This window comes from Nonomuraea harbinensis (genome assembly GCF_019396385.1).
Lineage (GTDB): Bacteria > Actinomycetota > Actinomycetes > Streptosporangiales > Streptosporangiaceae > Nonomuraea > Nonomuraea ferruginea.
Genome location: NZ_JAHKRN010000012.1, coordinates 70,347 through 89,201 on the forward strand (window position 1 = coordinate 70,347; position 18,855 = coordinate 89,201).

Below are 18,855 nucleotides of genomic sequence, written 5' to 3' on the forward strand. Positions count from 1 at the left end.
CTCTCGTCTACACGGTGCGGCAGTGCACGTAGCACCAACGCCAGGTCGACCTCGGCTCCAAGGTGGCGGCCACGGGGTGGTCGGTCTCCTGGTAGTGGGCCTTGGCGTGGCCGCCCTGCGCATCGTCGGAACAGGCCACCCAGCCGCAGATCAGGCACACCAGCAGGCGCGTCCAGGGCCGGCCGAGGGTCAGGCATTCCTTGCATTCGGGCGGTCCGTACTGCACTTGGGGGAGCTGGTCGATGTGATCGCAGCGCGGGGCCTGGCCATTCAGCCCGGCACGGTCGATCGCATCCGTTCCTTGTGCGTCCAGGGTCATCGCGACCCCCTCACGGTGACAGCGACGCAAGGTGCGCCGACTGGTCACTCACCAGTCAAGGCGCTCGGCAGGCCCGGCGGAAACACGCAATCCCAGCTAGCCTCATCAGCTGCGGCGATAGCGAGCCTGCGGGTACGTTGCCGACGTGTCATGGCCGGCGCGGAAATGAACGCAGTGCCACTTCCGGAATCACATCATTCCGGAAGTTGTGAGGTAGAATGAGGGTACCGAGGTTTTTTCGAGCGTTGGCATTCAGGTCTGCGTCACCCGCGGCGAACCATCACCAGCCCCTGAGGCCCGGACAGGTCAGACGACATGACGCCGACACTATTTTCTCAGTCCGCACCGCTCAGCGCCTCCTCGGCGATCCCCCGGGCCGATTCCGCGCTACGGCTCATCCTCCACCCAGTGCCGAATCGGCGAGCCGTGGTGGACGGGGCCTGGTGGCCCTACTCCCGCAACGCGGCCGCCGAGCTGCCCGGCCTGGTCGCCGCCGCTGACCGGCTGCTTGATCGAGTCACGCTCCGCGTCGGCGTCCATGGCGATACGTGGCAGAGCCTTACGCGCCGCATCCCCGCCCGCGGTCGGCAGATCCGCGTCAGCTGGTCCCGCCACACCGACCCGCGCTTGATCATTCTCAGCTTCGCCACCGGCGACCCGGTCGTCTTGCTGATCATCCCGCCCGGCACCGCCGTCGGCACCGCAGAGGCCACACTCAGACTCGCCGCCCAGGACACCGCCGGCCTGACGCCTGACGACATCCTCACCCTGGCGGATCTGCCATCCGGCCCCCGGCGCGCCTGACCCTCCGTGCGGCGACCGCCGGCAGCTCAGCCTACTAGGAGGCCGGGTCGATCACCGGTCGGCCTCTGACCGTTCTACGGGCGCCGCCTGTTGCCAGTGGCCGCTGCGGGACTGTCGCCCGTTCGGCTGAGCGTTGTCTCGCCGGCAGGGTTCATGAACTGGAAGCTCAAGGGGCGTGGGGTGGCGTTGATGCGGCGCGCGTACCAGCGTTGCACGGCGTGGTGTGCGAGGTCGAGGTCGAGGGTCTGCTGAGGGAGCAGGAGGCGGTGGTTGTCCGGGGTGGTGTGGACGCTGCCCTGCTGCCACAGGCGATGAGCTTGCCCGCGTTCGCGCTCAGGTACCTGAGGGCCGCAGGACAGATCCAGCCGCCATTCGCGTAAGACCTCGCCGTCACTGTCGATCTCGCACAGCGCTCCGGCGACGAAGCAGGTGCCCGTTGCCGTGATGGGCACCGCCCGGTAGAGGGGCCTGTCGATGTCGCGCAGCCAGTGCACGGTGTGATCCTTTCTGCCGAGTGGTGGGGCACCCCTCCGCTGGAAGGCTGGTCAGGGCGCGGAGCTGCGGCGGGCGGGCTGTCGGGGCTGTCCGCCTTCGTTGTCCCAACGGGCCAGGCCGAGCGCGTTCGCGGCAGTGTCGGGGGTGTCCGGGTCTGAGGCGGTGAGGATGTCGCCGGGGCGGGTACGGCCGAGACATCGGGTGGCCAGGTTGAGCGCCTTGGCAGCGGCGGCCGGTGGGGTATCGGGTGGGATGACTAACAGGTTGAGATGCTCGACGCCCGGGATGATCAGGTTGACCATGTGGGGGTCGATGGTGCGGAACCAGCCCACTCTGACCTGGCGGCCCGGGGCGGCGATGCGGCGCGGGATGTTGTGCCAGGTGTCGATGTTCAGGCCCACGCGCAGGACGCGCCGCTGCAGGTGCTGGTCGATGGCGGCGATCAGGGCGGGCAGTTCCGCGGCGGCGTCGTAGCCGGCGGGCCACCATGCCCCGTCCACAGCGCCCCGTCGTGCGAGGTCGGGATCCAAGCTGAGCCGCGCCTTTTCAGCGCCGGTCATGAGGACGGCTCGCGGCGTCGCGCGGCCAGGCGCGCCGGGGTCGGCCAGCGTACGTCACCGGCCCAGCCGAGCCTCTCCAGCCACCTGATCAGCCGGGCGGAGATGTCGATCTGTCCTGGCAGCACGCCGTGGCGGGCGCAGGTGGGGTCGGCGTGGTGGCCGTTGTGCCAGCTCTCGCCGAACGACAGGATCGCCAGCGGCCAGAAGTTCGCGGCCCGGTCTCCGGCCCGGGTCCTCAGCGGCCGCTCGCCGAAGACGTGGCAGACGGAGTTGATCGACCAGGTGACGTGGTGCAGCAGCGCGAGCCGTACCAGCGAGCCCCAGAAGAACGCGGTCACCGCCCCCCGCCAGGTGCCGGTGGCCAGCAGGCCGACGGCGGACGGCAGCAGCAGCGAGACCGCCACCAGCGGCCCGAACAAGCGATCCACCCGTACCATGTCGCCGTCGGCGAGCAGGTCCTTGGCGAAACGCTTCCGGTTGGTGACATCACGCCCGAACATCCAGCCGACATGCGCGAACACCAGCCCCTTGGCCAGGCCGCGCACGCTGTGCCCGTAGCGCCAGGGCGAGTGCGGATCGCCGTCACGGTCGGCGAAGGCGTGATGGCGCCGGTGATCGGCCACCCACTGGATGACCGAGCCCTGCACCGCCAGAGACCCGGCCACCGCCAGGCCGATCCGCAGCCATCGCCGGGCTTTGAACGCGCCGTGGGTGAGATGGCGGTGGAAGCCCACCGTGACGCCGAGCCCGGTCAGTACGTACGCGACGGCGGCGATCGCCACGTCGGTCCAACTGAGTCCCCACCCCCATGCCACCGGTATCGCGGCAGCCAGTGCCGCGAACGGCACCAGGACGAACACCCACAACGCGACCACCGCCGCGACCGGTTTGCGCCCATCGACGATAGGCGCCACGCCGGACCGCTCCCGATCGACGCCCGTATCTGTCAAAGCCATGCCTGCTTCCTCCCCCTCGCACGGCAGCGTCCTTATTCGGCCCGTGGGATCAGGCAATCCACCTGCCCATGCACACGGAGGCCACACCCTTGGTCCATGACCAGGCTTCGGACAGGCGAGGGACAGAGCCGCAGATCGATGTCGCGCCGTGAAACCCACCCGTCTCCGAGCCTGTCAATCCTTCTGCTCGGGTTCCTTCTCCGGAGGTACGGCCTGCGACGGTGGGCCTGGAGGCGGTCCCGCCGGAAGGGGGATCGGATCGTCCTTGAAGAGTTCGGGCACGGCCCGGTAGAGAATGGCGGTGATCGGCACGGCCACGACCGCGCCCGCGATCCCTGCCAGGATGCCGCCGACGGCCAGCACGATGATGATCGCCAGCGGGTGGAAGTGCAGCACCCGGCCGACGATCAGCGGCTGGAGCACATGGTTCTCCAGTTGCTGCTCGACGATCAGGATGCCGACGAAGATCAGCGCGTAGATCGGGCCCTTCGCGCCGAGCGTGACCAGCGTCGCGACCGCACCGGCGAAGAGGATGCCGACGATCGGGATGAAGCTGGCCAGGAAGATCAGCACGGCGAGTGCCGCCCAGAGCGGGACGCCCATGATGGCCAGCACCAGACCCATGAGCACGCCGTGCACCGCGGCCACGGCCACCGTGCCCTGCACGTAGTGCGACAGCGTGGTCCAGGCGGTCCGTCCGGCGCGGTCCACCCGCGGCGCCATCCTGCCGAACCCCTTGAGGAACCAGGACCAGATCCGGTCACCATCCTTGAGCAGGAAGAACGTCACGAACAGCAGGAGCACGATCGAGGCCAGTACCTCGACCACCACCACGGTGCCCGCGAGAACCGTCGAGGTGATCTGCTGCTGCCGCTCGGCGATCAGCTTGGCGATGTCGTCCACCCAGCCGCTGAGCTGGATGGGCTGGATGTTCAGGGGGCCGGTGTAGAGCCAGTCCTCCACCGTCTGGGCCGTCTGCCTGACCTGTGTGACCAGGCCGGGGAACTCCGCGTTGGCCCGGACGCCGATGATCCAGCCCGTCCCGCTCAGCACGGCGAGGCCGACGAGCATGGTGAGCCAGGTGGCGTAGATCGCCGGCAGGCCCGACGCGCGCAGCCGTCGGGTGAGCGGGAACAGCAGCGCGGTCAGCAGCAGGGCGATCGCCACGGGCAAGGCTATGAGGCGCATCGTGGCCACGAAGCCGAACACATAGTTGGCCACGATGCCGATGACGATCAGACAGGCGCACCACGCGGCAATCCTGGCCAAGGTCGCGGGGACTAACCGCAACAGGCGCTCCTGGGGTGAATCCATGCACGAGAGCTTCCCCACCGTCCGGAAATAGGCGCGCTTTCCGGTTTGGAGTAAGGGAATCAAAGAATAAAATTCGCATCACGGGTAGGTCATCTGCCCCATCGGCTTCTCACGACGGCACGGTGAGCCATTTTCTGTGAAACGACCGCGGCACGTGCTCATGGCCGCATTCCGCCGATGTACCGGCCAGGGCCATGAGCGGCGCACGGCGCTGGGCCGGCTGGCTGGCGGAAGGCTGGAAGAACGCGAGGAGCCGGCACGGCTGGTTGGATCACACAGCGCGCGCCCTGGTCCGCTACGACAAGGCCCACGCAGGCCGGCTGTCGGCCGCCCTCACCTACTACGCCTTCTTCGCCACCTTCGCCCTGGTCCTGCTGGGGTTCGCCATCCTCAGCCGCGTCCTGAACTCTCCAGCGGCACTGGGCCAGGTGCAGCTCTACCTGAGCGGCACCTTCCCGCGCCTGGACGTCCAGGCTCTGCGCAATGCGGGGGGAACGGCCGGGCTCGTGGCCTGCGTGGCGCTGCCATTGACGGGCCTGTTCTGGATGGACACCCTGCGCTCGGCGACCAGGGCGATCTGGCGGCTCGATCAGTACCCGGGCAACTTCTTCCTGCGCCAGATCATCGACCTGGGCATCGTGGCGGGGCTCGGGACACTGCTCTCGCTGTCGCTTGCCGTCGCCTTCGCCGCGGAGTGGGTGCTGGCCTGGCTTGTGGTGAGCACCGTGGGCGTGGACGCCGCCCCCGCGCAGTGGATGCTGCCGGTGGCGGCGTTCGTGCTGGGAATCGGGGTCAACACCTTGCTGGCCATCGCGCTGCTGACTGCGCCACCACGGTTGCACCTGCCGCTGCGGCGGGTGATCGGGCCGGCGTTGGTCATCACGATCGGCCTGGAGATCCTCAAGACTCTCGGCCAGGTCGTGCTCAACCTCACCGCCGCGAACCCCGCGTACCAGGTGGTCACCGGAGCGGTGGCGATGCTGCTCTTCCTCAAGGTGCTCAACCAGCTCATCCTGTTCGCCACCGCGCTGGCGGCCACCAGCACCACCGGAGACGTCACCGACCTGGCCACTCGGCCGGGTCCGCCGAGCTGCGATCAGCTCCGGCGATGAGGTTTGCTCAGAACGCCCATATCCGTCTCCGGGCAGGTGGGGTTGACTGACAGTGCCCGGTTACCTGGCTTCGGGCAGGATGCGCCGGCGACATTGGAGCGGAGGCGGTCATGGCCACCGAGACCATGATGTGGGTGGCGGTCGTCGTCGGGGTGATGACGGTGATGCCGGCCGTCGGCTTCTTCTTGTTGCACCGGCGTCGAGATCGCCTGCGCGAGCGCTTCGGCCCCGAGTACGGACGCACTGTCGCCGCGGCGGGTGACCGCCGGGCGGCCGAGCGTGAGCTGCGGGCCCGCCGAGCACGAACAGGGCCACTCGACGTACAGCCGCTCGACTCCGACGCACACCGCGGCTACGCCGACCGGTGGGCCGCGGTTCAGCACCGTTTCGTGAACGAGCCGAGCCCCGCGGTCAGCGAGGCCGATCTGCTGGTACGGGCCGTCATGGCCAAGCGCGGATATGCCACTGAGGACTTCGCGCAGCAGGCCTCCGAGTTGTCGCTGCGACACAGTCGCGCCCTGGAGCGCTATCGCCAAGCCCATGAGATCAGCGGGCGCGCCACGAGCGGCTGGGTGTCCATCCAGGAACTGCGGCAGGCCATGGCGCACTATCACGCCTTGTTCGACGCGCTCCTCGGCGGCGACCAGCAGCCTCTCCGCGCTCGGGCTGCCGCGCGATCGCTGCGGGGCGCTCAGGAGGCCGAGAGCCGAGCACCCGCGACGGCTGAACCCAGCCCGTGAGCCTGCCGCGGAAACTCACGGAGGTGTCAGGCCTATGGCGTTGCCTCGGCAAGAGAGCCAAGGCCGTCTTCTCACCGATGGCGAACCGGCCGCCGGGGCGGCCGAGGTGAGCAGCGCCGACGAAAGCCACAAGGAACGCATCGACCGTGAACTGTCCGAGCTCCTGCAGGGCCTGCGGGTCATGGTGACCGGGGTGCAGGTGCTGTTCGCATTTTTGCTGGCTATGCCGTTTCAGAGCGGCTTCGCCAAGGTGGACACCTCGGGCCTCTGGCTGTTCTTCATCGCGTTTACGGGGTCGGCGACCGCCTCGGTCTGTTTCATCACGCCCGCTGTTCAGCACCGGCTGCTGTTTCGTACCGGGCTGAAAGAGAAGATCGTGCATCGCGCCAACGACCTGGGGCTGGCCGGTGCCGTATCGTTGGCGGTCGCGGTCACCGCCGCGATGGCTCTGGTGGCCGAGGTCGTGCTCGGCAACTGGCTCGCCATCGTGTTCGGAGCCGCGGTGGCAGTGGCCACCTGCTGGTTGTGGCTCCTGCAGCCGATCATCGACCTGCGCCGGCAGGCACGGGCCACCCCACTGCAGACAACACACCATGAGGACCAGTCGGGGGACGGTGAGTAGGCCCCGAGGCGGGAGGCGAGATACGCGGTCCAAACCCTTCCCGGGGAGAGTCCATGGACATCGATGTCAGCCCATGGCCGTGCGCGCCCAGCGGAGCGCGGCGGTGGGATCCATCCCGGGTGGGACGCGGTCGGCGGGGCTGCGGCTGAGCCACTGGTCGATGAGCCGGCCCAGTTGTTCGGGCACGTCCGGGGTGAGATGGTCGGCGCGTTCGGGACGCGTGCCGGATTGCATCAGGTGGCGCACCTGCAGCAGGTCAGCATCCGCGCCGACAGCGGATTCGATCTCACGTCGCAGCGGCGCCAGGCCGGTCAGCAGCCAGTAGGCCAGGGCGCCGACGCCGTACAAGTCGGACAGAGTGCTGGGGGCGGCGTCGGCGGCGCCAAGTTGCTCGGGGCTGGCGAACCACTTGGTGCCGCCGGGAACCACGGTGGAGACGCTCTCGCCCGCCTGGTGTAGCTGGGACATTCCCCAATCGATGATCCTGATGTTGGTGAGGCCGTCCAGCACGACATTCTGCGGCTTGATGTCCAGGTGGATGATGTTGCTCGCGGCGGCGGCCTGCAGCCCGGCCAGCACCTGATCCAGGACCCACAGGCCCCACTTCAGCGAGACGCCGACGCCTGGCCGCTGTTGGAGGTGGAGGTTGAGGCTGCCCGGTTGGTACAGCGGCGAGATGAGGTAGGCCGCCTGCGACCTGCGGTCCTGACCGGAGTAGAGGATCTGCCCGATGTGCGGGTCGTGCAGGCGCATGCCGCGGACTTCCTTCAGGAAGGTACGGAACCGCTGGGGATAGTCGTTGGCCTGGTGGAACACCTTGGCCACGACGATAGTGGCGGGGTCGGCGAGTTCGTAGGCCTTGTACAGCGTGGCCATGGCGCTGGCGTCGGCGTTCAACGGTGCGTAGACGCGCCAGCGGTCGTCGAGCACCATGATCGGCGCGGGACCGTCGCCGTCGGTTGGGGCGGGCGCCGGGTGCGTGCTCTGGCCCGCCCGGTCCGCCATGGCGTGCAGCCGCGGCAGATACCGGCTCTGCGCATGCTGCAATGTGGCCGAGGCGATGATCTGCTCGGCATCGGTGCGGGCCTGGGCGATGATCGCGGCGGCCTCGATCCGGGCTTCTTGGAGCATCTGATGGCGCAGCCGGTCCCGCCCGGTTGCTGCCACGGCGGGTGGTTGGGGGTGAGGCCGAGCGGTCCTTCCGCTGCCGGCTGGGAGAACAGACATGGGCGCACGAGGTCTCAGCACGCTGCCGCAGGGCCGGACCCGACCCCGCCCCGTACCTCTGCCCGGGATGGTGCCGTACATGGGGAAGTTACGGTCAAGGTCGGTGAGACGCAGCACCTTGGCCACATGTGGGCGGGGGGCGGCCAGGCCGATGACGATGTTCAGGGTTCTGGCCCGGTGCTGGACGCCGACCACGACGCCCAGGCCGGCGGCGTCGCAGAACGACACCCCGGACAGGTCGAGGATGAGCAGGCCGGTGCTGCGTTGCAAGGCACGCTGCAGGCGTTCGCGTACCGTCTCGCGGGTGCCGAGATCGAGCTCGCCGCGCAGGCGCACGACGGTGGCGGCGGCGGGGACGAGCCACAGGCCTGCCCCGGGGTGGGTGCGGAGAGTGATCATAAGGTGCTCCGATCGTGGGACAGCGCCTTGATCCGGGCATAGCGGCGATAGAGGCTCCGCGATGAGGGCGGGTGATGGTGCTGCGCAGGTGGGCGGCGGTGCCCCGCCGAGGGCGCCCAGCCGCGGAGCCGGTGGACTCATGAGTGAGCTGGGCCAGGTGTGGGTCAGCCGGGTCGCGCCGATGCCTGCAGGTGGAGACCGGGCGTCTGGTGCCAGCCGGTGAGCTCGAGCAGGCGTCGCATCTGTGGAGGCACCGAGCACAACGTCAGGGTATGGTCGGCGCTGCCGTCGTGGATTGCGGTGGCGGCGCCGACGAGGGCGCGCAGGCAGCCGACGTCGATGAACTCCAGGCCGCTCAGATCTACGCAGAAGTCGCCGCCTCCGCTCGACAGTGGGGCCAGCGCGCGCCTCAGCGCGGGCAGGGTGGAGCGGTCGAGCTCGCCCTCGATTCGCAGGCCCGCGTACTCGGCGAGCGGAGTGATGCGCAGGAGGCGGTCGGTGGCGGCCGTGAACGGAGGGAACGTGATCACGAGCCGTTCGATCAGGGCGGCGATCACGAGTGCGGCGGCGCTCGCGGCGTGCGTGGTGTTCATGCCGGGCTCCTGGGGGAGTGCGGGAGACAAGAGGGCGGCCGGTTCGAGGCGGCGGCGTGAACACGTTGCGAGGGTGCCAGCGTGAGCGGTGTCGTGGGTGCAGTGCTCTGATCATCCAGCAGGCCGGCCGGAGCGGAAATCACCAATCTGAGCAAGGATTATCACCACCGGCGATCAGCGGCCGGTGGTCTCCGCCCACATCGACATCCCGCCGTTCCCCCGCCTCCCGGCAGACCCACGCCTGGCAATGGGCCGCACTCCAGAAGCGGTTCGTGGGACGCTCCGGGGCCCGCCGTCACCGAGGTCGGCGAACTTGTCACGCCCGCCATGGCGGGCGCGGACATCCCACTGAGGAATTCCGGCAGCCGCTCGCGAACCTGGCGGTAGTGGTGCACGGCCATACCCCGCACCACTACCGCCAAGCCCACGAGATCAGCAGATGCGCCACCTCCGGCTCAAACGGCTGATGTACGGCCGCGCCGGGTTCGTCCTCCTTCGCCACCGCATCCTGCTCGGCCGGCCGCGTTCCGTCACACCGGAAGCGGGCCAGAGAGCCCGATGAGCGGTGGAAGCCCATTCGGTGGGCGTCGCCTCGATGAAGGGACACGTCACCGGGTGCCGATCGACGGCGAGGGCGGGGCTTGACCTCGCTCATCAAACCTGCCTCCAGGCGACCCGGCACGAGCCTGATCGACCAGCGTGGCGGCGCGCCTACCGCTTGTCGCCGCGGTTGCTTCTGGGATGTCTCGCGAGATATTGCACGGCCCAGTGGAGGACATGGTCGGCGACACGTTCCCATTGGGGGGCGCCGAGGGCGAAGTGCGGCATCCGGGCGAACTCGTGGTAGTTGGTGTGCGCGCGGGACTTGTGATAGCGCTGGTAGGTCTGCCGTACCAGGGTGGCGGGGACGGTGTGATCGGCGCCGCCGGCGATCAGGAGGAGCGGGGCGCGCGTGTCGTTGCGCACGTCGACTCTGGTGGCCGGATGCCGTCGCAGGTTGGCGGTGGCGACCTGGAACAGCGGCCGGCCAGGGGCGGGTACGTGGTAGCGCTGGTAGATCGCCTCTGACTCCTGCGCGGTCAGGGTGTTGGTGAACGCGTAGTGGAACTGTCCGGCGCTCAGCGCCACGGTGCGGGAGCGGTTGCCGGGATTGGACAGGACCGGGAAGGCCGAGCGCAAGCTGCTGAGCGGCTGTTTCAGCACGCCCTTGATCGGGGTGGGGTGGATCGCGACGCCCGCGGCGCCGAGGCCGCGGTCCAGCAGGATCTGGGTGATGAGGCCGCCCAAGGAGTGGCCGACGATGATGGGGGGCCGGGTCTGCTCCCTGACGATCTTCTCGTAGAAGTCGGCTACTTCGGTGACGCCCAGGCCGTTCATGACTTCCGGGTTCTTGCGCAGCGCTTCGACCTCGATCTCCATGCCGGGCCAGGCCGGGGCGGACACCTGGTGGCCGCGCCCGGCGTAGCGCTCGATCCAGTGCTCCCAGGCGCGCGGGGTCAGCCACAGCCCATGAATGAGGACGATGGGGGGCTTGGTCTCGGTGTTCTCGGTCAAGGGTCTCTCCTGTCAGGTCATCGATCAGGCGGCCGGCAGCCAGGAGGTTGAGATCCGGGCTGTCCCCTTCAGCGCACAGGGGTCCACGGCTGAAGGAAACGGGCAATTCATGCGCAGCTCATCTCCAGAGCTGATAACCGGCGCCTTGTGCAGAGATCGGCCCTCGCCCCGGCGGGTGGAGGCCGGACAGCACGGCGGCCGCGGCGAGGAGCAGGCGTGCACCGCCGTGCCTGGCTGACGGGCGGCGTAGTGTGGGTGTTGTGACGCATCGAGACGTGCCGACAGGCTCACCGCATGACGCGGTGGCTCCGGTGACCGCGCTCGTGGACGCCTGCCGGCACTTCGCCACCCACGTAGGACTGCTGGCTGACCAGCTCGGTGCGGCGGAGCTGAGCGACGACGACGTCGATCGGGTGCACAGCGCCGTCCATCAGGTTTTCACCGCGGCGGGGCTGGCGGGCGCACTCGCCACCGGACTGCGACGGCACACCGGTGAGCAGGACTGCCCTCACTACAACGTGCTCACCGACGCGGAATGGGCTCCGCTGGCCGAGGAAGGCCGACACGGACGCAAGGCCGTCTACGGATGTGAGCTGCAGCCCGGCCACGCGGGCGCCCACGCGGCGCACGTCCAGTTGCTGCCCGGACCGGACCGGTTCATCTGGATCCGCTGGGACATCCGCGCCCGCGAACTGGTCACGCTGCCGCCGTGCCCGGCCGAACGCGCCGACTCCGACCCCGACCCGCGCTCACCCTACGGAGACGAGCCGGCGCCGTGCCTGCTGTTCGAGGGGCACGTCGGGCCACACCGTTACTAGTCCAGATCCAGATCGCACTCAGCGGATCACTGGACAGGATGCGCCCCAGGGCTTGATCTGCGACCGTGGCAGATCCGCTCCATGGCCTGCCTCGTTGACGTAGGCACCGCGTGGGCGCGTGCAAGCGGGCTACGCAGCAATCTGCTGTGTTGCCCTAAGGGATCAGCCGTTGTCGAGGCCAGGGCGTGCGGAGGCTCTGCTGGATCCACGCCGAGATCTCGGGGCCATGCACGTCTTCATCGGAAGGCGTCGCCGCCGGGATCGGCGGCTTGCATGGGCTAGGTGGTGGCGGGCCGTTCGGGCACGGGATCGGTGACGCGGCCGCCCTCGTTCTCCCAGGAGGCCGGGTCGTCCCGGCCGGGTGAGCTCTCGTCGGGGGCGGTGGGATGGAGGATGTCGGCGGGATGGACGCCGACCGTGTCCGCGGCGGCGAGCGCGAGCGCGGCCATGGCGGAGCCGACCGCGGTGCGGGGCGGGATGATCAGCAGGGTGACGGGCAGGGTTCCCGCGATGCTCAGGGTGATCAGGTGCGGGTCTGCGCTGCGGAACCAGCCCACTTTGACCTGGCGTCCCCGGGCCGTGGTGCGGCGCGGGATGTGATCCCAGGCGTCCAGATGCAGGCCCACACGGAGGACGTCCCTGTCGAGCCGCTGGTCGACGGCGGAGATGAGGGCGGGCAGTTCGGCGGCGGCATCGCGGGTGCGAGGCCACCACGCCCCGTCGACCGTGCCTCGCCGGTCGAGAACGGCGTTCAGGCTGAGCCTGGGTGCGGATTGGGTTACGAGAACAGGACAGGGCGGGGAGAGGAGTGTGGTCATCATGGTCTGCCTGGCCCTTCAGACCCCTCATCACGGGGCCGGAAGTGTCTATCGCCGCGGGCGACGCCGACCCGAATGCCAACGCTCGAAATGTCCTCGGTATTTTCCATTCTACCTCATTTCGTGTGACGAGAGACACCGAGCCGTCATCCAGGAAAACAGCAGGGGAATCGGCGCTGTTATCGATTGCGGTGATCACCGGGTCGGTGATTGCCTGTTCCCTGTTCTCGCCAGGAAGACCAGCCTGGGGCCAGGTCGCGTTGCGGCCGAGAGCACTCGAAGGGAAGCGCCATGAGCCTGGTAAGTAAGACCAAGTCCAGGACGCGGGGCGTTCAGGGGTGGATCATGCTCCACTTCGGCCGCGCCACCGGAAACCAGCATCTGGAGTCGAAAGGCATGGCCATCCGGCTTGGAAATAGGCCGGGACGGCGCAGCGAGAAAACTGGGAGAATGTTCAAGCGCTGACCCCGGCGACTGGCACGACATCGGGAATATGCCGGTCCAGCCCGACATATTCCCGCTTGGGGTGACCAGTGAATTGCGGACACAAATCTGGAGCACCACGAATCATCTCATTGTCCTGGGCGCAGACGGTTCGGATGCCGCGACCGCGGCTGGCGAGTGGGCGGCCGACGACGCCGCTCGCGCCGGAGGCGCCTGGATCCGCTGGGACATTTGCGCCCGCCGACTGGTCGCGCTGCCGCTGTGCCCGGCCGAACGCGCCGGCCCCGGCTCCCGCTATGGCGACGAGTCGGCGCCGTGCCCGGTGCGGAGGAGGACATCGAACCTCACCGCTATGGAGCCGCCGCAAGCCGACGCGCGCGGCGGCCAGAGCCCGCGTTTCCCAGTCTCGTCCGGGAGCAACTTACCGCCAGGAAATCGCTGCCCTTGTCCTCGGTCACCCCGTGTCGTCCTCGGGATGCTCATCGCCCACACCGGCGTCGAGGAGGTGGGCCCCGGCGTCGTGCAGGGTGATGCCGTGGCCCAGCGCGTGATCAGCAGGCGCTCCTTCCTGTGTCGCGCTGATCGCTCTGAAGTGGGTGTCGCGGGTCGGTCCGTCACCGACGAGGTGGCCGAGCAGATGGCTGGCGCGGTCGTACACGGCCCACCGACCGTCGCCCACTTGGGGCATGGCGTCCGGATTGTCCTTGAGCCACTGCGCGTTGGCCGCGTGATCGGGCCGCCCGCCAGCCTCTTTCGGCTGGGAGGGGGCCACTGCGGCAAGACCTTCGGTTTTGCGAGCACTGCTCATGTCGCGTCTCGCTCCCTGACGATGGCTATCGGCTCCGAGAAATCGAAGGAGCATTCTCAGCCTTTGCAACACAGGGTATGGCACAGATCGCACTCCGCGCGTGATCATAGGCGATATCGAGCCAGCGCGTCGCGGGGCACAACCGCTCCTCATCGGGGATCATCCCTGATAGCCGACCCGAGGCCCGCGGGCTGTCCCCAGCTGGGAGCGGTACGTCGAGCGTGGGAGGAAACGCGTGGCCCAGAGCACATCCGATGGTCAAAGTCGGTGGGGGGCGACGCAGCCAGAGTTCTGGCACGAGGTCTTCGACCATCTGGGTGCCGGCGTGGCCGTGCTTGACTCCGCTGACCGGATCATCGCGGTCAACCCGGCTGCCGAAGAGCTGCTGGGCCGTACCGCGTCGGTGATGAGCGGACAGAACTTTCACGGTCTGCTGCACCGCCACGCCGACGATGCGACCATGCCGGACGAGCCGTGCCAACTGCTCACGGCCCTCACCCGTCACATCCGCGCCCACGGGGTAGACAGCTTCCTGTGCGGGGACGGACATCTCATCCCGGTCACCTGGTTCAGCGATCCCGTGACCAGAAACGGCGAGGTTCTCGGCATGACCGTGCTGTTCACCGGCGACGCAACCGACGGGGAAGCAGCGGTTGGCCTCGCAGCGCATGTGACCGCCCTGGAAGATCTCACCGGCCGACTGGCCTTGGCCACGGAGATCGCCACAGCGCTGGCGCAGACCCTGGACACCGACGAGGCCCTCGCCCGGCTCGGCCGTTTGCTGGTGCCCCGCCTGGCCGACTGGATCGCCATCGACCTGCGAACGGACGAGGGCGTCCAAAGGGCGGCGGTGATCGGACCCGAAAGCCACGACGCCGGACAGGAAGCGTGGCAAGGTCCACTCCCCACGCTGGACGAACGCTCACGTTCCTCTCTGGTACAGGTGTTGCGCGGTGGCGAACCCATCCTGATGGGGCCAGCGGACATCGCTGAACCGCCCGATTCGCCCCTGGCCGCCGTCCAGACAGGATTCCTCAAAGCACACGGCGCAACCTCCGCGGTCATCGTCCCTCTGGGCACTACCCGGCGGGTCACAGGCGCCCTCACCCTGGCCCGTACCGACGCCGGTCGGCCCTTCGACGCCGCCGAGGTGTCCCTGATCGGCGACATCGGGCGCCGCGTCGGCCTGGCCATCGACAACACCCTGCGGTTCGGCCGTCAACGCCAGATCGCCGAGGCCATGCAGCGCAACCTGCTCACCTCCCTGCCTCAACCCGGCCGGCTGCGCCTGGCGGCCCGCTACCAGCCAGCCCCCGTCGGCTCCCAGGTGGGCGGTGACTGGTACGACGCGTTCCTCCTGCGTGACGGTGCGACCGCGCTGGTCATCGGCGACGTCGTCGGCCACGACCTGGCCGCCGCCGCGGGCATGGCCCAACTGCACGGCATGCTGCGCGCCCTGGCCTGGGATCAGACGGAACCTCCCAGCGCCATCATCGACCGCCTTGACCAGGCCGTCCCCGCCATCACGAAGGTCCCTCTGGCCACAGTCATCCTGGCTCGCCTTGAGGGTCCGGATGAGGGTCCCTGGCAACTGCGATGGACCAACGCCGGCCATCCACCGCCACTGCTGGTCACATCCGACGGATGCGCCGAATTCCTCGAACAGGGGCAAGGCCTGCTGCTGGGAACTGGCCTGAACGACGCCGGCCGGCCGAACGCCACGGTCCCCCTGCCTCCTCACTCCACCCTTCTGTTCTACACCGACGGCCTGATCGAGGTCCCCGGCACCGATCTGGACACCGGTCTGGGACGTCTCCGCCGTCACGCGGCCGCCCTGGCCGGCCATTCCCTGGACGACTTCTGCGACCACGTCCTCGCCCGAATGCCTCCTGGCACCGCCGACGACATCGCCCTCTTGGCCGTGCGCATCCCGGCCGCCTCCGACGACCACGGGACTTCGCGTCACGGTGTCAAGGAGCCCGTCACGTGCCGGAACAGCCGTTCCGGGTGATCAATGGCCTGGATCGCGCAGAGGGAGAACGGGCTTTTCGACTCCCCTGTCGTTGTGACGTTGCCCGTAGGGGGCTCATTGCCGGTGCGCAATTGGACGGCTCCGCCGTGGATGAACACGATGAGCGGTCGCTTGCGTCCGTCCGGCCGGGGCGGCCGCACGTTCCCGCGTTCCGCAGCTAATCCATGATCCAGGGCATGTTCGGGTGTGAAACCGCAGGTCGGTGGCTTGCGACTTGGTGGAAACGGCGAAAGGCCCTAGTGACACGACTTCAGCGATAACACCATCACCGTCTGCGCACACGCTGCTACGGTCTGGTGACATGTTCGTCAGGACCACGAGCCGGAAGAACAAAGACGGCACCACGGTGCGATACCTCCAACTCGCCCATAACGAGTGGGATCCCATCGCCAAAGCCGCCAAGATGAAAGTCCTGCACAACTTCGGCCGCGAAGACCAGATCGACCGCGCCGCCGTCGAACGCCTGGTCGGCTCGCTGTGCCGGCTGCTGGACCCGGGCCGCGCCGCCGCCCTAACCTCAGGCGCGGAGCTGACCTTCATCGGCTCGGCCGCCTACGGCGGCCTCTATCTCCTCGACCAGCTGTGGCAGCTGAAGATCGACACGATCATGGCGCGCATCCTGGCCTCCACCCGGCGCAGCCCGTTCACCGAACGGGTGCTGTTCGCGCTGGTCGCCAATCGAGCCCTGGACGCCTCCTCCAAGCTGGCCGCCTCCCACTGGATCGGCCGCAACGCCCACATCGACGGCCTGCCCGCCTGCAGCGACGACGCCTGCTACCGGGCGATGGATTGGCTGCACCAGGTCCAAAACTCCGTGGAGCGCAAGGTGTTCGACCAGGTCGGCACCCTGCTCAACCTAGAAGTCGACCTGCTGTTCTTCGACACCACCTCCACCTACTTCGAGATCGACGAAGGCGATGAGCCGATCGCCCGCGACCAGCGCGGCGTCCCGCTTCCCGACCCCGGCAACACCGGTGAGGAGGACGGCGGCGGACCGGTGATGAAGGGCTTCCGCACCCGCGGCAAGTCCAAGGACCACCGTGACGACCTGCCGCAGATCGTCATCGGCATGGCCGTCACCCGCGACGGCATCCCCGTCCGCATCTGGTCCTGGCCCGGCAACACCACCGACACCGCCCTGATCCGCCAGGTCAAGGACGACATGCGAGACTGGACCCTATCCAAGATCGTGTGGGTCGGTGACCGCGGCTTCGCCTCCGCCGACAACCGCCGCTACCTGCGCCAAGGCGACCACCACTACATCATCGGCGAACGGCTGCGCTCGGGCTCGGCCGAGGCCAAGGCCGCCCTGTCCCGCCAAGGCCGCTACCAGGACGTGGCCGAGAACCTGAAGGTCAAAGAGGTCCGAATCGGCGAGACCGACCGATTCGTGATCTGCTTCAACCCCGACGGCGCCGAACGCGATGCGGCCATCCGGGAACGTCTGGTCACCCAGCTGGAGGAGCTGATCGCCGGCACCGACACGCTCAGCGCCACCAAACGCGCCGAACTGCGCGGCGTCATCTCCACCAAACCCGGCCTGAACCGCTACCTGCGCACCACCCCCAATGGGCTGCTGCGCATCGACGCCGCCAAGGTCAAGGCCGAGACGAACCTGGACGGCAAGTACCTGCTGCGCTGCTCCGACCCCAAGCTGCCAGCCGAGGACATCGCCCTCGGCTACAAGCAACTGCTGGAGGTCGAGCGGGGCTGGCGCGACATGAAACAGGTCATCGACCTGCGCCCGGTCTATCACCGCCTCGAGGAACGCATCCGCGCCCACGTCATCTTGTGCTGGCTGGCCCTGCTGCTGATCCGCATCATCGAGACCACCACCGGCACCACCTGGAGGCGCATCCGCACCGAGTTTGACCTCCTGACGGTGGCCACCTTCACCGGTCCGACCGGCACCTTCCGCCAGCGCGCCGAACTGACCAAGCCCCAGCGCGACATCCTGGCCAAACTCGACATCCCGACCCCAAAGAAGATCGTCGAAGCTACACCCGCCGCAGACGCCTGACCAGCCACGACGCTGGCACCTAGGGCGTGTTTCAGAAGTGGTTGGGTTCATAGCCAGGTGTCGATCACGGCGATGTGAACAGTGGCTTCGTAGCGCACGGCAAGCTTGTCGAATCGGGTGGCCACCGCTCGGTAGCTCTTGAGCCGGTTGATGCCGCATTCCACCGCGTGGCGCAGCTTGTACGACTCGGGGTCGAACGTCGGCGGCCGGCCGCCCTGAGACCCTCTCCTGTGCCGGGCGGCGGCTTGGTCGAGCTTGATCGGGATGGTGGCCTTGATGCCGCGCCTGCGCAGGTAACGGCGGTTGCCGCGCGAGCTGTAGGCCTTATCGGCCAGCACCCGGTCCGGCCGGGTACGGGGCCGGCCACCGCCCAAGCGAGGCACCCGGATGCCCTCCAAGACCGCCGTGAACTGCGGGCTGTCACCCCGCTGCCCGGCGGTCAGCACGATCGACAGCGCTCTGCGGCCCTGCTCGGTGGCCAGGTGCAACTTGGTGCTCAAGCCGCCGCGTGAGCGGCCAAGCCCGTGATCGGCCGGCTCTTCCTGGACCCCGCCCGGCGGCTCGACCTGCAGATCCCCCTTTTCCGCGCCCCGGCGGCGTGCTGATGGGCCCGGCAGACGGTGGAGTCGACACTGACATCCCACGTGATCAGTCCGGCCGCGTCGGCCTGAGCCTGCAAGGCGGTCAGGATCCGCCGCCAGATGCCGGCGCGCTGCCAGCGCCGGAACAACCCATAGATCGTCTGCCAGCATCCGTACCGCTCCGGCACGTCCCGCCACGGCGCACCCACCCGTACCCGCCATCGGATCCCGTCGATGAGCTGCCGTTTTGTCCAGATCGGCGGGCGCCCCGGCTTCCGGCCGACGGGCAGCAGCGGCTCCAGCACCGCCCACTGCGCATCGGTCAGATCAGCCCGCCCCGCCACCGGTAAGGTGTCCACGAGGTCTCCGTGCAGATGGTCTTCTTGGTCGTTGACTCATCTACCGGAGACCTCATCTTTTGTCGATCTACGACGCCCCGCAACCGTCACTCAACTCACTTATGAAACACGCCCTAGTGACACGCCGCATCAGCATGCCTGCAAGCATTTCCGCAGCTCAGGCCACAGATCTGTGTGCTTTTCTCGCTACACATCTGCGGAACGCGGGACGTTCAGGGGCAGGCAATCCACGTCGACATGCATCGTGCTCTTGTCGGGGTATTTCCTCGCTCATGCTGTC

At 68.4% G+C, this 18,855-nt stretch carries 18 protein-coding genes; 7 read left to right on the forward strand and 11 right to left on the reverse strand.

Annotation, left to right across the window (positions count from 1 at the left end; translation table 11 throughout):
• Positions 1-7: 7 nt before the first annotated feature.
• A complete protein-coding gene (locus tag KME79_RS15275) occupies positions 8-319 on the reverse strand; it encodes a UBP-type zinc finger domain-containing protein (protein ID WP_219544992.1) in 312 nt (103 codons plus the stop codon).
• 315 nt (positions 320-634) lie between these two features.
• Here KME79_RS15275 and KME79_RS15280 point away from each other — a divergent pair, with 315 nt between their 5' ends.
• On the forward strand, positions 635-1,123 hold the full coding sequence (locus KME79_RS15280; RefSeq protein WP_246639886.1) for a DUF5994 family protein: 489 nt from the start codon (positions 635-637) through the stop codon (positions 1,121-1,123).
• 74 nt (positions 1,124-1,197) lie between these two features.
• On the opposite strand, the gene KME79_RS15285 is transcribed toward KME79_RS15280, so the two are convergent.
• The 4 genes from KME79_RS15285 to KME79_RS15300 all read right to left on the reverse strand — a co-directional run bounded on the left by KME79_RS15285 (position 1,198) and on the right by KME79_RS15300 (position 4,424).
• Positions 1,198-1,617, reverse strand: coding sequence for a hypothetical protein (locus KME79_RS15285; protein WP_219544994.1), 420 nt, complete (start codon positions 1,615-1,617; stop codon positions 1,198-1,200).
• 51 nt (positions 1,618-1,668) lie between these two features.
• On the reverse strand, positions 1,669-2,178 hold the full coding sequence (locus KME79_RS15290) for a DUF5994 family protein (RefSeq protein ID WP_219544995.1): 510 nt from the start codon (positions 2,176-2,178) through the stop codon (positions 1,669-1,671).
• Positions 2,175-3,134: an acyl-CoA desaturase gene (locus KME79_RS15295; RefSeq protein WP_219544996.1), complete on the reverse strand. Its 960-nt coding sequence runs from the start codon at positions 3,132-3,134 to the stop codon at positions 2,175-2,177. The genes KME79_RS15290 and KME79_RS15295 overlap by 4 nt, the downstream gene beginning before the upstream one ends.
• A gap of 174 nt (positions 3,135-3,308) precedes the next feature.
• On the reverse strand, positions 3,309-4,424 hold the full coding sequence (locus tag KME79_RS15300) for an AI-2E family transporter (RefSeq protein ID WP_246639887.1): 1,116 nt from the start codon (positions 4,422-4,424) through the stop codon (positions 3,309-3,311).
• 218 nt (positions 4,425-4,642) lie between these two features.
• Here KME79_RS15300 and KME79_RS15305 point away from each other — a divergent pair, with 218 nt between their 5' ends.
• The 3 genes from KME79_RS15305 (at position 4,643) to KME79_RS15315 (ending at position 6,922) form a co-directional block, all read left to right on the forward strand.
• Positions 4,643-5,560: a YihY/virulence factor BrkB family protein gene (locus KME79_RS15305; RefSeq protein WP_219544998.1), complete on the forward strand. Its 918-nt coding sequence runs from the start codon at positions 4,643-4,645 to the stop codon at positions 5,558-5,560.
• Between the two features lie 110 nt (positions 5,561-5,670).
• Positions 5,671-6,300 (forward strand): hypothetical protein, encoded by a 630-nt coding sequence (locus KME79_RS15310; RefSeq protein WP_219544999.1) that lies wholly within the window; start codon positions 5,671-5,673, stop codon positions 6,298-6,300.
• A gap of 34 nt (positions 6,301-6,334) precedes the next feature.
• Positions 6,335-6,922: a DUF6328 family protein gene (locus KME79_RS15315; protein WP_219545000.1), complete on the forward strand. Its 588-nt coding sequence runs from the start codon at positions 6,335-6,337 to the stop codon at positions 6,920-6,922.
• 66 nt (positions 6,923-6,988) lie between these two features.
• On the opposite strand, the gene KME79_RS15320 is transcribed toward KME79_RS15315, so the two are convergent.
• The 3 genes from KME79_RS15320 to KME79_RS15330 all read right to left on the reverse strand — a co-directional run bounded on the left by KME79_RS15320 (position 6,989) and on the right by KME79_RS15330 (position 10,695).
• Positions 6,989-8,548 carry an anti-sigma factor antagonist gene (locus tag KME79_RS15320; RefSeq protein WP_219545001.1) on the reverse strand — a complete coding sequence of 520 codons (1,560 nt, stop codon included), beginning with the start codon at positions 8,546-8,548 and terminating at the stop codon, positions 6,989-6,991.
• 164 nt (positions 8,549-8,712) lie between these two features.
• Positions 8,713-9,141 (reverse strand): STAS domain-containing protein, encoded by a 429-nt coding sequence (locus tag KME79_RS15325; protein ID WP_219545002.1) that lies wholly within the window; start codon positions 9,139-9,141, stop codon positions 8,713-8,715.
• Positions 9,142-9,852: 711 nt separating this feature from the next.
• The gene (locus KME79_RS15330; RefSeq protein WP_219545003.1) at positions 9,853-10,695 is read right to left on the reverse strand and encodes an alpha/beta hydrolase; all 843 of its coding nucleotides are present in this window, start codon (positions 10,693-10,695) and stop codon (positions 9,853-9,855) included.
• 311 nt (positions 10,696-11,006) lie between these two features.
• Between KME79_RS15330 and KME79_RS15335 the strand changes: the two genes are divergently transcribed.
• Positions 11,007-11,513 carry a hypothetical protein gene (locus tag KME79_RS15335; RefSeq protein WP_219545004.1) on the forward strand — a complete coding sequence of 169 codons (507 nt, stop codon included), beginning with the start codon at positions 11,007-11,009 and terminating at the stop codon, positions 11,511-11,513.
• Between the two features lie 278 nt (positions 11,514-11,791).
• On the opposite strand, the gene KME79_RS15340 is transcribed toward KME79_RS15335, so the two are convergent.
• Together KME79_RS15340 and KME79_RS15345 are read right to left on the reverse strand one after the other, a co-directional pair.
• On the reverse strand, positions 11,792-12,334 hold the full coding sequence (locus tag KME79_RS15340; RefSeq protein WP_219545005.1) for a DUF5994 family protein: 543 nt from the start codon (positions 12,332-12,334) through the stop codon (positions 11,792-11,794).
• An 895-nt stretch (positions 12,335-13,229) separates the two neighbouring features.
• Complete coding sequence (locus KME79_RS15345) at positions 13,230-13,583, reverse strand: hypothetical protein (protein WP_219545006.1); 354 nt, start codon at positions 13,581-13,583, stop codon at positions 13,230-13,232.
• A gap of 235 nt (positions 13,584-13,818) precedes the next feature.
• On the opposite strand from KME79_RS15345, the gene KME79_RS46950 reads away from it, so the two are divergent.
• Both KME79_RS46950 and KME79_RS15355 read left to right on the forward strand, forming a co-directional pair.
• The gene (locus tag KME79_RS46950) at positions 13,819-15,594 is read left to right on the forward strand and encodes a SpoIIE family protein phosphatase (protein ID WP_219545007.1); all 1,776 of its coding nucleotides are present in this window, start codon (positions 13,819-13,821) and stop codon (positions 15,592-15,594) included.
• A 322-nt stretch (positions 15,595-15,916) separates the two neighbouring features.
• Positions 15,917-17,635, forward strand: a complete 1,719-nt coding sequence (locus KME79_RS15355; protein WP_219545008.1) for an IS1634 family transposase — start codon at positions 15,917-15,919, stop codon at positions 17,633-17,635.
• Positions 17,636-17,682: 47 nt separating this feature from the next.
• Here the strand turns inward: KME79_RS15355 and KME79_RS15360 are convergent.
• A protein-coding gene (locus KME79_RS15360) for an IS5 family transposase (protein WP_246639905.1) occupies positions 17,683-18,590 on the reverse strand; the annotation gives its coding sequence in 2 pieces (ribosomal slippage) (positions 17,683-18,164 and positions 18,164-18,590; 909 coding nt in all).
• Between the last annotated feature and the right edge of the window lie 265 nt (positions 18,591-18,855).